This window comes from Pseudomonas sp. Bout1 (assembly GCF_034314165.1).
GTDB lineage: Bacteria > Pseudomonadota > Gammaproteobacteria > Pseudomonadales > Pseudomonadaceae > Aquipseudomonas.
The window spans coordinates 5213733-5228027 of the sequence record NZ_JAVIWK010000001.1 but is presented as its reverse complement, the minus strand read 5'-3'; the positions used below and the strand labels follow the sequence as shown (position 1 = coordinate 5228027).

At 61.5% G+C, this 14295-nt stretch carries 15 protein-coding genes and 1 pseudogene; 14 read left to right on the top strand and 2 right to left on the bottom strand.

Annotated features, from left to right (window positions below):
* Positions 1-36 precede the first annotated feature (36 nt).
* The 12 genes from phnE (at position 37) to RGV33_RS23990 (ending at position 10651) form a co-directional block, all read left to right on the top strand.
* Complete coding sequence (gene phnE, locus RGV33_RS24045) at positions 37-819, top strand: phosphonate ABC transporter, permease protein PhnE (protein ID WP_322146579.1); 783 nt, start codon at positions 37-39, stop codon at positions 817-819.
* A gap of 35 nt (positions 820-854) precedes the next feature.
* A complete protein-coding gene (phnF, locus tag RGV33_RS24040; protein ID WP_322146577.1) occupies positions 855-1559 on the top strand; it encodes a phosphonate metabolism transcriptional regulator PhnF in 705 nt (234 codons plus the stop codon).
* Positions 1560-1570: 11 nt separating this feature from the next.
* Positions 1571-2008, top strand: coding sequence for a phosphonate C-P lyase system protein PhnG (gene phnG, locus RGV33_RS24035; protein ID WP_322146575.1), 438 nt, complete (start codon positions 1571-1573; stop codon positions 2006-2008).
* Complete coding sequence (gene phnH / locus RGV33_RS24030; protein ID WP_322146573.1) at positions 2008-2598, top strand: phosphonate C-P lyase system protein PhnH; 591 nt, start codon at positions 2008-2010, stop codon at positions 2596-2598. Before phnG ends, phnH begins: the two co-directional genes overlap by 1 nt.
* Entirely contained in the window at positions 2598-3674 is a 1077-nt protein-coding gene (locus RGV33_RS24025) for a carbon-phosphorus lyase complex subunit PhnI (protein ID WP_322146571.1), read from the top strand. Before phnH ends, RGV33_RS24025 begins: the two co-directional genes overlap by 1 nt.
* A complete protein-coding gene (locus RGV33_RS24020) occupies positions 3667-4533 on the top strand; it encodes an alpha-D-ribose 1-methylphosphonate 5-phosphate C-P-lyase PhnJ (protein ID WP_322146569.1) in 867 nt (288 codons plus the stop codon). The genes RGV33_RS24025 and RGV33_RS24020 overlap by 8 nt, the downstream gene beginning before the upstream one ends.
* Positions 4494-5303 carry a phosphonate C-P lyase system protein PhnK gene (gene phnK / locus RGV33_RS24015; protein ID WP_416152136.1) on the top strand — a complete coding sequence of 270 codons (810 nt, stop codon included), beginning with the start codon at positions 4494-4496 and terminating at the stop codon, positions 5301-5303. Before RGV33_RS24020 ends, phnK begins: the two co-directional genes overlap by 40 nt.
* On the top strand, positions 5303-6022 hold the full coding sequence (phnL, locus tag RGV33_RS24010; protein WP_322148729.1) for a phosphonate C-P lyase system protein PhnL: 720 nt from the start codon (positions 5303-5305) through the stop codon (positions 6020-6022). The genes phnK and phnL overlap by 1 nt, the downstream gene beginning before the upstream one ends.
* Positions 6012-7157, top strand: coding sequence for an alpha-D-ribose 1-methylphosphonate 5-triphosphate diphosphatase (locus RGV33_RS24005; protein ID WP_322146565.1), 1146 nt, complete (start codon positions 6012-6014; stop codon positions 7155-7157). Before phnL ends, RGV33_RS24005 begins: the two co-directional genes overlap by 11 nt.
* On the top strand, positions 7157-7720 hold the full coding sequence (phnN, locus tag RGV33_RS24000) for a phosphonate metabolism protein/1,5-bisphosphokinase (PRPP-forming) PhnN (RefSeq protein ID WP_322146563.1): 564 nt from the start codon (positions 7157-7159) through the stop codon (positions 7718-7720). Before RGV33_RS24005 ends, phnN begins: the two co-directional genes overlap by 1 nt.
* Positions 7711-8460, top strand: coding sequence for a phosphonate metabolism protein PhnP (phnP, locus tag RGV33_RS23995; RefSeq protein ID WP_322146562.1), 750 nt, complete (start codon positions 7711-7713; stop codon positions 8458-8460). The genes phnN and phnP overlap by 10 nt, the downstream gene beginning before the upstream one ends.
* 364 nt (positions 8461-8824) lie before the next feature.
* On the top strand, positions 8825-10651 hold the full coding sequence (locus tag RGV33_RS23990) for a M10 family metallopeptidase C-terminal domain-containing protein (protein WP_322146560.1): 1827 nt from the start codon (positions 8825-8827) through the stop codon (positions 10649-10651).
* A gap of 28 nt (positions 10652-10679) precedes the next feature.
* Here RGV33_RS23990 and RGV33_RS23985 read toward each other — a convergent pair whose 3' ends face one another.
* The gene (locus RGV33_RS23985; RefSeq protein ID WP_322146558.1) at positions 10680-11372 is read right to left on the bottom strand and encodes a helix-turn-helix transcriptional regulator; all 693 of its coding nucleotides are present in this window, start codon (positions 11370-11372) and stop codon (positions 10680-10682) included.
* Between the two features lie 73 nt (positions 11373-11445).
* Between RGV33_RS23985 and RGV33_RS23980 the strand changes: the two genes are divergently transcribed.
* Together RGV33_RS23980 and RGV33_RS23975 are read left to right on the top strand one after the other, a co-directional pair.
* Positions 11446-12597 carry a cytochrome P450 gene (locus RGV33_RS23980; protein ID WP_322146556.1) on the top strand — a complete coding sequence of 384 codons (1152 nt, stop codon included), beginning with the start codon at positions 11446-11448 and terminating at the stop codon, positions 12595-12597.
* A 43-nt stretch (positions 12598-12640) separates the two neighbouring features.
* Positions 12641-12925: pseudogene (locus RGV33_RS23975) on the top strand (type II toxin-antitoxin system HicB family antitoxin); the annotation flags it as partial.
* A 6-nt stretch (positions 12926-12931) separates the two neighbouring features.
* Here RGV33_RS23975 and RGV33_RS23970 read toward each other — a convergent pair.
* Complete coding sequence (locus tag RGV33_RS23970; RefSeq protein ID WP_322146554.1) at positions 12932-14128, bottom strand: MFS transporter; 1197 nt, start codon at positions 14126-14128, stop codon at positions 12932-12934.
* Positions 14129-14295 lie beyond the last annotated feature (167 nt).

The window sequence follows — 14295 nt, the reverse complement described above, 5'->3', positions numbered from 1 at the left end:
CATAAGCCTTGCCCACACACTTATTGAGAGTGACCCATGACTACCTTGCATGCTGAAGCAGTGGGTAAAAGGACTTGGCCGCAATATCTGGGCTGGGGCCTGTTCCTGATCGTGCTGGCCTGGGCCTGGCACGGCGCCGAGATGAACCCGCTGGCGCTGTACCGCGACTCCGGAAACATGGCGACCTTCGCCGCCGACTTCTTTCCGCCGGACTTCCACGAATGGCGCTCCTACCTCAAGGAGATGATCGTCACCGTGCAAATCGCCCTCTGGGGCACGGTGCTGGCGATTGTCTGCTCGGTGCCGCTGGGCATTCTGTGCGCCGACAACATCACCCCTTGGTGGATTCACCAGCCGCTGCGCCGGGTGATGGATGCGTTCCGTTCGATCAACGAAATGGTCTTCGCGATGTTGTTCGTCGTCGCCGTCGGCCTCGGTCCCTTTGCCGGTGTCCTGGCCTTGTGGATCAGCACCACCGGCGTCCTCGCCAAGCTGTTCGCCGAAGCCGTCGAAGCCATCGACCCCGGCCCGGTTGAAGGCGTAAGAGCCACCGGCGCCAGTGCCTTGCAAGAGGTGATCTACGGCGTGATCCCGCAAGTGATGCCGCTGTGGGTCTCGTATGCGCTCTACCGCTTCGAAGCCAACGTGCGCTCCGCCACGGTGGTGGGGATGGTCGGTGCCGGCGGGATCGGCGTGATCCTGTGGGAAAACATCCGCGCCTTCCAGTTCGTGCAGACCTGCGCGGTGCTGCTGGTGATCATCGTGGTGGTGAGCTGTATCGACGTGTTGTCCCAACGCCTGCGCAAGCAGTTCATCTGACGACGGAGGGGTGCCCCTGGGCGCTTTTTTTAAGCATGCAGTTGTCTAGACAAGATGAGCCGGTGTACCGCGAACTCGCCGACATCCTGCGCCGCGAACTCAGCAGCTACCAGGCCGGCGACTTCCTGCCGGGCGAGGTGCAGTTGGCCGAACGGTTTGGCGTCAACCGCCACACTTTGCGCCGCGCCATCGATGAGCTGGTGTTCGAAGGCAGCCTGTTGCGCCGCCAGGGCAAAGGCACCCAGGTATTGGACCGCCCGTTGATATACCCGATGGGCCCCGAGACCTCCTACAGCCAGTCGTTGTCGGCCCAAGGCGTGGGCGTGGAAGCGATGCTGCTCAAGCGCCGCTACTGCTTCGCCAGCCGCGATGAAGCGCAGCAATTGGGCATCGCCGAGATGGCGCCAATGATCGAGCTGCAAACCCTGCGCAAGCTCGACCACCAGCCCGTCAGCCTGATCCGCCATCGCTACTGCGCCAGCCATGCGCCGCTGCTGGCGGACTACAACGGTGGCTCTCTGCGCCAGTACCTGCGTGAGCGCGACCTGCCGTTGACCCGCACCCAAAGCCTGATCGGCGCGCGCTTGCCCAACCGCGACGAAGCCGCGCTGCTGATGATGCCCCGGCACTTGCCGGCGCTGACCGTATTCACCCTTTCCCGCGATCGCGACGGCCGCCCGGTGGAGCTGGCGCAGTCCACCAGCCGTTCGGATCGCTTTCAGTACCAAGTGGTGACCTGATGGAGACCCCGATGAACCTGTCCCCGCGTCAACACTGGATCGGCGTGCTCGCCCGCGCCTTTCGCAGTGAATTGCTGCCCCATGAAGACGCCCTGCGCGATGTGGATTACCAACTGATCCGCGCCCCGGAAATCGGCATGACCCTGGTACGCGGCCGCATGGGCGGCAATGGTGCGCCGTTCAACGTCGGCGAAATGAGCGTGACCCGCTGCGTGGTGCGCCTGGCTGACGGCCGTACCGGCTACAGCTACCTGGCCGGGCGCGACAAGGTCCACGCCGAATTGGCCGCGCTGGCCGACGCCCATTTGCAGAGTGCACACCCGAGTATCTGGGTCAGCGATTTGATCGGCGCACTGGCCAACGCCCAGGCCGAACGCCGGGCGCAAAAAGAGGCCGACACCGCCGCCACCAAGGTCGAGTTCTTCACCCTGGTTCGAGGAGAAAACTGATGAATGCCCAACTCTTGCAACCGGCGTTTGTGGACCCGGTGCTGGACGCCCAACGCGGTTTTCGTGGGGCGCTCAAGGCCCTCGCCGAGCCTGGTTTGATCCAGTCCTTGCCCGCCGCCCCGAGCCTTGAAGGCCTGGCGCCGGCCACCTACGCGCTGTGCCTGGCGCTGCTGGACGTGGACACACCGCTGTGGCTCGCGCCGGGGTTCGACACGCCGCTGATTCGCGCCAATTTGGCCTTTCACTGCGGTTGCCCGCTGACCGCCAACCGGGAAGAAGCCACGTTTGCCTTGCTCGCAGAGCAGGACCTGCTCGACCTCAGCGGATTCGACCACGGCAACGACCGCTACCCGGATCAGTCCTGCACTTTGCTGGTCCAGTTGACCGACCTGGAGGCCGGTCGCGGCTTGAACTGGCGCGGCCCGGGGATCAAGACCCAGCGCCAGGTCAACGTGCCGGTGCCCCAGGCGTTCTGGCTGGAACGTGAACGTCGCGAAACCTTCCCCCGTGGCCTGGACGTGTTGTTCGCCGCCGGCCATCACCTGATCGGCCTGCCACGCAGTACCCGAATTGCACAGGAGCGTGCCTGATGTACGTAGCCGTCAAGGGTGGCGAACAGGCCATCGACAATGCCCACCGCCTGCTGGCAAAAAAACGCCGGGGCGATACTTCCATTCCAGAACTTGGCGTGGAGCAGATCCGCGAGCAACTGCCGCTGGCGGTCGCCCGGGTGATGAGCGAAGGCTCGCTGTACGACACCGAGTTGGCCGCACTGGCGATCAAGCAGGCGGCTGGGGACCTGGTGGAAGCGATCTTCCTGCTGCGGGCCTACCGCACCACGTTGCCGCGCTTCAGCCCGAGCCTGCCGATCGATACGGCGCAGATGGTGCTCAGTCGGCGTTTGTCGGCCACCTTCAAGGATGTACCGGGCGGGCAATTGCTGGGCCCGACCTTCGACTACACCCATCGCCTGCTGGACTTCGCGCTGCTGGCCGACGGTGAATACCCTGGCCCGCAAACCACGCCGGATGCCACCCTTGAACCGTGCCCACGGGTGCTCGGCTTGTTGGCCAAGGAAGGCCTGATCAAGAACGAATCCGACGACACCGCCAGCGTCGCCGACATCACCCGCGACCCGCTGGAGTACCCGGCCAACCGCGCCCAGCGCCTGCAAGCCCTGGCCCGTGGTGATGAAGGTTTCCTGCTGGCGCTGGGTTACTCGACCCAACGCGGTTACGGCCGCAACCACCCGTTCGCCGGCGAGATTCGCATCGGCGATGTGGAGGTGTGGATCGACCCTGAAGAACTGGGTTTCCCGGTTTGCCTGGGCAGCATCGAAGTCACCGAGTGCGAGATGGTCAACCAGTTCGTCGGTTCGGCCACCGAGCTGGCGCAGTTCACGCGCGGCTACGGCCTGGCCTTCGGGCATGCCGAGCGCAAGGCCATGGGCATGGCGCTGGTGGACCGCTCGCTACGCGCCAACGAGTTCAACGAAGAGATCGTCTCGCCGGCCCAGCAAGAAGAATTCGTGCTGTCGCACTGCGACAACGTCGAGGCGGCGGGCTTTGTTTCCCACCTCAAATTGCCTCACTACGTGGACTTCCAGTCCGAGCTGGAACTGATCCGCAAACTGCGCCAACCGGCCGAGGGCACCCGCCATGAATGACCTGACTCAAGCGCCCGCGCGCGACCCGGCGTACAACTTCGCCTACCTGGATGAGCAGACCAAACGCATGATCCGCCGCGCCTTGCTCAAGGCCGTGGCGATCCCCGGTTACCAGGTGCCGTTCGGTGGCCGCGAGATGCCGCTGCCTTACGGTTGGGGCACCGGCGGCATGCAACTGACCGCCGCGATTCTGGGGGCTGATGACGTGCTCAAGGTCATTGACCAGGGCGCCGACGACACCACCAACGCCGTGTCGATCCGCCGCTTTTTCGCGCGTACCGCGGGCGTCGCCACCACTGAAAGCACCCCGGACGCCACGGTGATCCAGACCCGCCACCGCATCCCGGAGACCCCGTTGCAGGCCAACCAGATCATGGTCTACCAGGTACCGATCCCGGAGCCGCTGCGCTTTATCGAGCCGTCGGAAACCGAGACCCGCACCATGCACGCCCTCAATGACTACGGCGTGATGCATGTAAAGCTTTACGAAGACATCGCGACCTTTGGCCATATCGCCACCAGCTACGCCTACCCGGTGATGGTGGATGAACGCTACGTGATGGACCCATCGCCCATCCCGAAATTCGACAACCCCAAACTCGACATGAGCCCGGCGTTGATGCTGTTCGGTGCCGGCCGCGAAAAGCGCTTATACGCGGTGCCGCCGTACACCCAGGTCACCAGCCTGGACTTTGAAGACCACCCGTTCGAAGTGCAGAAGTGGGAACACAACTGCGCGATCTGCGGCAGCCATGAATCGTTCCTCGATGAGCTGATTCTGGACGATGCCGGTACCCAGAGTTTTGTGTGTTCCGACACCTGGTACTGCGCCCAACGGGTGAAGGAGAACAACCAGTGAGCCAGCCTCTTTTGCACGTGCGTGACCTGTCGTTGTTATACGGCGAAGAGAAGGGCTGCCAAGGCGTCAGCTTCGATTTGTACCCCGGCGAAGTGCTGGGGATCGTCGGCGAGTCCGGCTCGGGCAAGTCCACCTTGCTCTCGTTGCTCAGTGGGCGCTTGCCGCCGCAGGCCGGGCACATCGGCTATCGCGGCAAGGACGGCGAGTGGCTGGACCTGTACAGCGCCAGCGAAGCCGAACGCCGAACTCTGCTGCGCACCGAATGGGGCTTCGTCGAGCAAAACCCACGGGACGGTTTGCGCATGGGCGTCTCTGCCGGCGCCAACATCGGCGAGCGCCTGATGGCCCAGGGCGTACGCAATTATGAGCAACTGCGCGGCGCCGGGATCGACTGGCTGGGCCAGGTGGAAATCGACCCGCAGCGTATCGACGACTTGCCCCGGACCTTCTCCGGCGGCATGCAACAGCGCCTGCAAATCGCCCGCAACCTGGTCTCCAGCCCGCGCCTTGTGTTTATGGACGAACCCACCGGCGGCCTGGACGTGTCGGTGCAGGCGCGCTTGCTCGACCTGCTGCGCGGCCTGGTGCGCGAGCTGGATTTGGCGGTGGTGATCGTGACCCACGACCTCGCTGTGGCGCGCTTGCTGGCTGACCGCCTGATGGTGATGCGCCGGTCGCGGGTGGTGGAAACCGGGCTGACGGACCAGATCCTCGACGATCCACAGCACCCTTACTCTCAACTGCTGGTGTCTTCGGTATTGCAGCCATGATGAATGCCTTGATCGAGGTCCGAGACCTCTCGAAAACCTTCACCTTGCACCAGCAGAACGGCGTGGTGCTGAACGTGCTGCGCGGGGTGGAATTCAGCGTGAAAGGCGGCGAATGCCTGGTGCTGCACGGCCAGTCCGGCGCGGGTAAAAGCACGCTGCTGCGCACCCTGTACGGTAACTACCTACCGGCGGGCGGCAGCATCCGTGTGCAGCATGCGGGTGAGTGGCTGGAGCTGGTCGGCGCCCAGCCGCGTGACATTCTGCAGGTTCGCCAGCAGACCTTGGGTTACGTCAGCCAATTTTTGCGGGTGATCCCGCGTGTGGTTTGCCTGGATGTGGTGATGGAGCCCGCCCTGGCCCGTGGCTGGTCGAAGGCCAATGCACAGTCACGCGCCGAACATCTGCTGACGCGCCTGCACATCCCTCAACGCCTGTGGCAGTTGGCGCCCGGTACGTTCTCCGGCGGCGAGCAGCAGCGGGTCAACATCGCCCGCGGCTTTATGGTGGCCTGGCCGGTGATGCTGATGGACGAACCTACCGCGTCCCTCGACGACAGCAACCGCCAGGTGGTGCTGGAACTGATGAACGAAGCCAAGGCCGCCGGTGCGGCGCTGATTGGCATCTTCCACGACCGCGCCGCCCGTGAAGCGGTCGCCGACCGCCATTTCGACATGACCCCCGCGCCTGTTGCCCAAGAGGAGTACGCCCATGCCCGCTGAACAGATCCTCAGTAATGCTCAACTTGTGATGGCTGACCGGATGTTCCTTGGCAGCGTGGTGCTGCGCGACGGGCTGATCGTCGACATCGCCGAAGGCCGCAGCCAGTTGCCTCAGGCGCAGGACCTGGGCGGTGATTTCCTGCTGCCCGGCCTGGTGGAACTGCACACCGACAACCTGGAAAAACACATGACCCCGCGCCCAGGCGTAGACTGGCCGTCGACCTCGGCGGTACTCAGCCATGACGCGCAGATCATCGCGGCGGGCATCACCACGGTGTTCGACGCGGTGTCCATCGGCGATGTGAATCCCAAGGGCAACCGCATGAAAAAACTGCCGGCAATGCTCGACGCCATCGCCTCGGCCGAAGCCGCTGGGCTGACCCGTGCCGAGCACCACCTGCACCTGCGGTGCGAGCTGTGCCACCCGGACACATTGAGCGTGTTCCGCGACCTGGTGGAAAACCCGCTGGTGCGCCTGGTGTCGGTGATGGACCATTCGCCGGGCCAGCGCCAGTTCGTGCTCGAATCCAAGTACCGTGAGTACTACATGGGCAAGTACCACCTGAACGACGAGACCATGGACGCGTTCATCGTGCTGCAAATGGCCAACTCGAAGGAGTACAGCGACCGCTACCGCGCCGCGATCGTCGAGCATTGCCTGGAACGCGGCCTGTCGGTGGCCAGCCATGACGATGCAACGTTGGCGCACGTCGAGGAGTCGGCGCGCTACGGCATGACCATCGCCGAATTCCCGACCACCCTGGAAGCGGCGCGCGGCTGCCAGGCACTGAACATGAAAGTTCTGATGGGCGCGCCGAACGTGGTGCGTGGCGGGTCCCACTCGGGTAATGTGGCCGCCGCCGGCCTGGCTGCCGAGGGATTGCTGGATATACTTTCCAGTGACTACTACCCGGCCAGCCTGTTGCAGGCGGCGTTCGTGCTGGCCGATCAACAAGACGGCGGCGACCTTTCGCGGGCGGTCAAGATGATCAGCCTGGCGCCCGCACAAGCCGCGGGCCTGAGCGATCGCGGTGAAATCGCCATGGGCCTGCGGGCCGACCTGGTGCAAGCCAAGAGCCGCGACGGACTGCCAGTGGTCCAACAAGTCTGGCGACAAGCGAAGAGGGTGTTTTGATGGCGGGCAGGTTGATCTATCTCATCGGGCCATCGGGTTCGGGCAAGGACAGCCTGCTGGATGCCGCACGCCCACGTTTGGCCGAGCGTGGCTGCCGCATTGTGCGGCGGGTCATCACCCGTTCGGCGGAAGCGGTAGGGGAAGCCGCGCAGGGCGTGAGCCCGGCGCAGTTTGCCGCGATGGAGGCCGAGGGCGCGTTTACCCTCAGCTGGCACGCCAACGGGTTGTCCTATGGCATCCCCCGGGAAATCGATGAGTGGCTGGCGGCGGGGCACGACGTGCTGGTCAACGGCTCTCGCGGCCATCTGGCGCAAACCCGGCTGCGTTACCCCAACCTGCTGGTGGTGTTGCTGACCGTGGACCAAGGTGTTTTGCGCCAGCGTTTGCTGGCGCGCGGCCGTGAATCCCTGGCCGATATTGATCTGCGGCTGGCGCGCAATGCGCGGTTCGCTGAAGGCTTGAGCACTGCGCCAGATGTCTTGCTGCTCGACAACTCCGGCCAACTGGAACACACGGTCGAGCGCCTGCTGGGCTGCCTCGATGGGCAACCGGCATGCGCCTGACGCTGCTGGGCACCGGCGATGCACGGCAAGTCCCGGTGTATGGCTGTGAGTGCGCCGCCTGTGGCCTGGCGCGCAGTGACCAGAGCCTGCGCCGCCGCCCGTGCAGCGCGTTGATCGAGTGCGGCGACCAGCGTTGGTTAATCGACAGCGGCTTGCCCGACCTCACCGAGCGTTTCCCGCCGCGCAGTTTCACCGGGATTCTTCAGACTCACTACCACGCCGACCATGCGCAAGGTTTGCTGCATTTGCGCTGGGGGCAAGGGCTGGTGATCCCGGTGCATGGGCCGGTGGATCCCGAAGGTTTGTCGGACCTGTACAAGCACCCCGGCATCCTGGATTTCAGCCAGCCGTTCGGCGAGTTTGAAACCCGCCGGTTTGGTGAGCTGAACGTCACGGCATTACCGCTGCTGCATTCCAAGCCTACGCTGGGTTATTTGCTGGAGGGCGAGGGGCGGCGTATCGCCTACCTCACCGACACCGTCGGCCTGCCGCCCGCCACCCGCGACTGGCTGCAACGCGAGCCGCTGGATGTGCTGGTGCTTGATTGCTCGATGCCGCCGCAACCGCAGGCACCGCGCAATCACAATGACCTGACGCTGGCCTTGCAGTGCATTGAGGAGGTGGGCGCGCAATTGGGGGTGCTGACCCATGTGGGGCACACGCTGGATGCGTGGTTGTTGCAGCATCGGCGGGAGTTGCCGCGGCATGTGACGGTTGCCTGGGACGGCCGGGTGCTGTAGCCAAACGTCCAGGTCCATGAATTTTTAGCAACTTTATATGTGCTTTATAAGTGTTGGAATTCTGAAGTTTCAATATTTAATCGGAAATAATATAGGGTCTTGTGTGATGTTTTTTCATGTGGGATTTTAGTTCGGCGGCGGAATAGGAATTGGCCGTGTCGATAAGTCTTTCCATAGGCTGATATATTATATTTCGAAAGGATATTGTTGTATTAAAGTTGCTGCTTTCTTTGCTGATTCTCACACCCGACATTCTGACGTAAAACCTTCTTTCACAACGGATCAAGCGGCCACGCAACTTTTACGCGGAGGCTTTCGCCATCACGACCGTAACGGCGATGGGAAAATTGATTTGTCCTTTACAATGGATGAACGCTTTTCTACGCAACAGAAAGTGTCCATTCGCATGGCCTTGCAAGCCTGGTCGGACGTGACCAATATCAAGTTTAAAGAGAACGCCACCGGTGTGGACGGTTCATTAAATATCATTGCAGACCCCAACACTAACGATGGGTTGGCGGGACTTCCTAATGAATATTACGGCGATGTTACAGCAACAATCGGAACCAGAAATGCCTCTAATCCACGCCAGGGAGATAACTTTTCAAGGGTGGTCATTCATGAGTTGGGGCACGCGCTGGGCCTTGACCATCCGGCAGATTACGAAAGTGCGACTACCTATGAATGTTCAGCCTATGTACAGGACACTAAGGCTAATAGTGTCATGAGCTACTGGTCTGAAACCAAACAAGCTGCTCATGATTTTAAATGGAACCAACCGTCAGTGCCTATGAAGGATGATATTGCGGCTATTCAGAAACTCTACGGTTCCAATCTGCAGACGCGCAACACGGATACTACTTATGGCTTCAACTCCAATACTGATCGTAAGCACTTGAGTCTCAACTCGCCAAGGGATGAGCCGGTATTTACCGTCTGGGATGGAGGCGGCAATGATACGTTGGACTTTTCGGGCTTTCACCAGCACCAGTTGATCAACCTCAACGCTGAAGCGTTCTCCGATGTGGGAGGGCTGCGAGGGAATGTCGCCATCGCCAAGGGGGTTGCCGTGGAAAACGGCATCGGTGGGGCCGGTAACGATGTGGTGATTGGCAATCAAATGGGCAACAGGATCAAGGGCGGTGGCGGCGCAGATAAATTAACGGGCGGCGGCGGCGAAGACGTTTTTGTCTACGACGAGGTCGATGAATCCACCCTCAAGTGGCCGGACGAAATTCTTGATTTCACCAGTGGCACGGACAAGATTGACCTCTCGGGCGTGCTTAAAAAGGCCAACCTTAATAGTCTGGATGTCGTGGAGCGTTTTACCGGTCGGCCGGGTGAGATAATCCTCAGTCACAACCCTTCAACCGGCCAGGGCAGCCTTAGCCTTGACGTGATGGGTAACGGCATCGCCGACGTATTCATCAAAAGCCACGGGGCTGTTCGGCGGGGCGACGTTTTAACCGGTGGGCCCTCCAATCCGGCAGTGACGAATCCAGAACTAACACCGGAGCCGGGACCCGAGGCAGAGGTAACGCCAGAACCCGACGAATTCAACTTCGACACTGTCTACGGCTTCAACTCCAACACCTGCAATCCGGCCATGAGTCTGGTACCCGGGAGCGGTGCCCCAAGGTTTACCGTAAAAGACTCCCACGGTTACGACACGTTGGACTTTTCCGGGTTTAAACAAGCCCAGAGAGTCGACCTGCGTGCTGGGGCCGCCTCCAGCGTGGGGGGCCAGCTAGACAATGTTGTGATCGACAGAAACACCACCGTAGAGAGCGGCATCGGCGGCTCCGGTAACGACCTGATGATTGGCAACAGTGTCAACAACGACATCATCGGCGGCGCAGGCGGCGACACGCTTTGGGGGGTGGGTGGTGCGAACACGTTCATCTATACGGCCGCCAGTGACTCACACTATGACAACCCGGACATGATCATGGACTTTGTGAGTGGCAGAGACCGGATAGACCTGCGCGCCTTGAAGGCCGAGGCCAACGTATCTTTGCGACTGGTAGATACCTATACCGGCCGTATTGGCGATACGGTGGTGAAATACAATCACCAGAGTGATCGATTCTTCGTGGGTGTGGACCTCACCGGAAACCGCCGCACGGACTTCCTTGTTAAAAGCACCCGCCTGGTAAAACCCTCAGATGTGGTCGGTTTGTCGGTTAAATAACAAGGCGGGGCCAGGCCTGGCGTGCGCTCTACGTGCTCGCTTCAATCCCGAATCGGCAAGCCAGTTCCTTGCGTCCCTTGGGGGTTAGCCCAAGGGCTCGGCTATCCAGGTCCTGGGTGACCCATTTGCGGTTGATGATGCTGTGCAGCAAAGCCGCTCCCAACGCGCCGGCCAGGTGCGGGCGGCGCATGCTCCAGTCCAGGCACGAACACGCAAAACGACGCCGCTGGGCGCGAAGCACGTCCACATCAATACCCAATTCAGACATCGCTTTTTCGCCGTCGGCTGTGAGTTGGTAGGTTCCGTCGCCGATCAGCCAGCCAGACTCGATGAAATGGTCATGCAGCCGTACTGCCAACGTCCCGGCCATGTGGTCGTAGCAGGTCCGGGCGAACTGCAATCGGCTGGGCGTGGTTGCAACAAACGTGCTTGAGGCGTTTTGGCTGATCACCATCAACGCCTCAATCACCAGCGCGATATGCGGGCCCGCCAGGCTGTAGTAGCGATGCCGGCCTTGGGTGTGCAGTTTGACCAGCCCGTCTTTCTTGAGCCTGGACAGGTGGGCGCTGGCGGTGGAAGCACTGACTTGGGCAATCACCGCCATCTCAGTGCTCGTGCGCGCATGGCCGTCCATCAGCGCGCAGAGCATTTTGGTCCTCGCCGGTTCAGCAATCGCACCGGCTACCTTGGAAATGGCAGAGTCATCGTTGTGAGCATTCATACTTCGTTCCTGAACGAATCGTTGCCATGGGCGGTGGCCGATAGTAGCGCTTCTATTGCACAGGACGTATGAAATGACACCGCTGGAAGCCGCGACCCATCAAGACCCCTATGATTATTACGCACGCCTGAGGCGCCACGACGAACTGCTGTTCGATGAAGGTCTCGGCTTATGGATAGCCAGCACTGCCAGAAGGGTCGAGGCCGTTCTGGCGCATCCTGATTGTCGTGTGCGTCCGTTGCATGAACCAGTGCCTTCGTCTATTGCAGGCAGCGCAGCGGGACGGGTTTTTGCAGCGTTGATGCGTATGAATGATGGCGCAGGTCATCGGTGCCCCAGGGCGATAATCGAGCCGGCGCTGGCCACGGTGAACATTGCGGATGTTGTGGCGCAGGCCATCGGGCCCGTCGATAACCTGAACCTGTTCATGTTTACGTTTCCCGTGTCGGTGATCGCGTCGCTGTTGGGCGTTCCTCGCGAACATCTGCAAGAAGTCGCTGGGCTGACGCGGGACTTTGTTGCCTGCCTTTCGCCCCTCAGCAGTGACGCCCGGCTGCGTGATGCCAATGCCGGTGCGAGCCGGCTGCGGGAAGTCTTCAGCGCAGTGTTGGAGGACACAACGTTGCGGGCCCACATCCGCCGCCGCTACGAAGCCAGCGAGTGGCAAGACCCTGAGGCACTGATCGCGAACCTGATCGGGCTGCTCTCACAGACCTGCGAAGCCAGCGCGGGGTTGATCGGCAATACGCTGGTTGCACTGCATCGACGGCCTGGGCTGCTTGAAGAAATTCAGCGCACGCCCACCCTCGCCGGTGCGTTGGTAGAGGAGGTAGCCCGCTACGATTCGCCAGTGCAAAACACCCGGCGATTTGTGGCCAGGCGCTGCACAATCGGTGACAGGATTCTGGAGGCTGGAGATACCGTGCTGGTGCTGCTGGCTTCGGCCAACCGGGACCCGGCGGCGAACCCGGCTCCTGATAGTTTTTTGCTTGAGCGAACCCAGCGGCGACTCTTCAGTTTTGGTGCCGGGCACCATCAGTGCCCAGGGCAGCACCTTGCCTTGAACATCGCCGCGCATGCTATTCGAGCGCTGCTGAGTCTTCAGCCAGCGACGCTCGCGGGTTCTCTTGCATTCAGCTATTGGCCGTCGCTTAACGGCCGCATCCCTTGCTTTCAAACATCCAGTAAAACAGCCGTCAGTCAGACCCGCGAATTCTGTGCCTGAGTAAAGATAACTCTAGAGTTACTTTTATTCAGGCCGGAGCAAGGTTGAAGTGGCGCACATCTTGTTGCAGGAGATCGCGGCAGAAGGCCGGGTGATTCCGATGCCAACGTCGGTGGCCGCCCACCACGATCATGAGGAATACGCGGGCATGGGCTGGGGCATGTTGGAACTCGATATCTCGCCGTATCTGGACAAGACCGAGAAGGTCAACGTGACGTTGCCCGGCTATGTGATCCAGCGTATCGACCGTTACGTGCGCGAGCATAAAGTGAAAAGCCGCTCGTCATTTCTGGCGGATGCGGCTTTGGAGAAACTGGTGCGGTTGTAAGCTTGATCAGGCGGTTGCAACTGCCACTTGCCGCGATGCACTCAGGAAGCGCAATAACGCCACCAGCGGGAATGCGCTGCCCACCAGCATAACGCCCAGCCAGCCGCCATGTTCATACACGCTGCTGGCAATCGCCGAGCCGAAGGCGCCGCCGATGAAGATGCTGGTCATGTAGAGCGCGTTCAGCCGGCTGCGGCTGTTGGCGTCGAGGGCGTAGATGGCGCGCTGGCCAAGGACCATGTTCATCTGCACGCAGAAGTCCAGGACCACGCCGGTCACCGCCAGGCCGATCACGCTGTACAGCGGGTGCACGAAGGCCGGCAGGAAGCTCAGTGCGGCAAACAACATCGCCAGCAATGAAGCGCGATGGGTGTGACCGGCATCCGCCAGGCGCCCGGCAATGGGCGCGGCGATGGCGCCCAAGGCACCCACCAGGGCAAACAGGGCGATCTGGCTTTGGCTCAGGCCATGGTTGCGGGACAACTCCAGCGGGGCAGCGGTCCAGAACAGGCTGAAGGTGGCGAACATGCAGCCCTGGTAAAACGCCCGCTGGCGCAGTACGGGTTGGCGACGCAGCAAGGTGCCCAGCGAGCCCAGCAACTGGCGGTAACTGGCGGAGTGATCCGGTTGGCGCTTGGGGATAGTCAGCATCAACACCACGCTGATGAACGCCATCAGTGCGGCGGCCGCCATGAACATTGCGCGCCAGCCAAAGTGGTCTGCCACCACGCTGGACACGGGCCGCGCCAGCAGGATACCCAGCAGCAAACCGCCCATGATGCTGCCGACCACCCGGCCACGGGATTCAGCCGGCGCCAGGTGCGCTGCCAGCGGAATCAGGATTTGTACCGACACTGAACTGAAGCCGATCAGCAGCGACACCAGCAGGAACAGGTTCGGCTGTTCGGTGAACGCCGCACCCAGCAGGCTGGCGATGGCCACCACGGTGGTGATGATCATCAGCCGGCGGTTTTCCAGCAGGTCGCCCAATGGCACCAGGAAGAACAGGCCCAGTGCATAGCCGATCTGGGTCAGGGACACGATCAGGCTGGCCATGGCCGGTGTGAGGCCGATGTCCGGGGCGATCAGCTCGATGATCGGTTGCGCGTAGTAGATGTTGGCGACGATGGCGCCGCAACAGAACGCAAACAGCATCACCATGCCTCGGGTCATGGTGTTTGTAGCGTGGGGCGTGGCGTTCATGGCGTTCTCATAAAAGCGAAGGAAAGGCGAGCGAGAATAATGATTGGGCCAGGAGGGGAGTAGGCCGTTTACCGTGATAGCACTCATGCCGGGAATTAATGACTGAAACGTTAACGTTCGGGCTGATGGTCGATGATACATTCAGTCACAACTGCAAAAACAGGAAA

What these genes read in the sequence shown, in the direction of transcription:
- RGV33_RS24025 (WP_322146571.1), top strand. Translation starts at nt 2,598, where the DNA reads ATGTACGTAGCCGTCAAGGGTGGCGAACAGGCCATCGACAATGCCCAC.
- RGV33_RS24020 (WP_322146569.1), top strand. Translation starts at nt 3,667, where the DNA reads ATGAATGACCTGACTCAAGCGCCCGCGCGCGACCCGGCGTACAACTTC.
- phnE (WP_322146579.1), top strand. Translation starts at nt 37, where the DNA reads ATGACTACCTTGCATGCTGAAGCAGTGGGTAAAAGGACTTGGCCGCAA.
- RGV33_RS23990 (WP_322146560.1), top strand. Translation starts at nt 8,825, where the DNA reads ATGGATGAACGCTTTTCTACGCAACAGAAAGTGTCCATTCGCATGGCC.
- RGV33_RS23980 (WP_322146556.1), top strand. Translation starts at nt 11,446, where the DNA reads ATGACACCGCTGGAAGCCGCGACCCATCAAGACCCCTATGATTATTAC.
- phnH (WP_322146573.1), top strand. Translation starts at nt 2,008, where the DNA reads ATGAATGCCCAACTCTTGCAACCGGCGTTTGTGGACCCGGTGCTGGAC.
- RGV33_RS23985 (WP_322146558.1), bottom strand. Translation starts at nt 11,372, where the DNA reads ATGAATGCTCACAACGATGACTCTGCCATTTCCAAGGTAGCCGGTGCG.
- phnF (WP_322146577.1), top strand. Translation starts at nt 855, where the DNA reads ATGCAGTTGTCTAGACAAGATGAGCCGGTGTACCGCGAACTCGCCGAC.
- RGV33_RS23970 (WP_322146554.1), bottom strand. Translation starts at nt 14,128, where the DNA reads ATGAACGCCACGCCCCACGCTACAAACACCATGACCCGAGGCATGGTG.
- phnG (WP_322146575.1), top strand. Translation starts at nt 1,571, where the DNA reads ATGAACCTGTCCCCGCGTCAACACTGGATCGGCGTGCTCGCCCGCGCC.
- phnL (WP_322148729.1), top strand. Translation starts at nt 5,303, where the DNA reads ATGAATGCCTTGATCGAGGTCCGAGACCTCTCGAAAACCTTCACCTTG.
- phnP (WP_322146562.1), top strand. Translation starts at nt 7,711, where the DNA reads ATGCGCCTGACGCTGCTGGGCACCGGCGATGCACGGCAAGTCCCGGTG.
- RGV33_RS24005 (WP_322146565.1), top strand. Translation starts at nt 6,012, where the DNA reads ATGCCCGCTGAACAGATCCTCAGTAATGCTCAACTTGTGATGGCTGAC.
- phnN (WP_322146563.1), top strand. Translation starts at nt 7,157, where the DNA reads ATGGCGGGCAGGTTGATCTATCTCATCGGGCCATCGGGTTCGGGCAAG.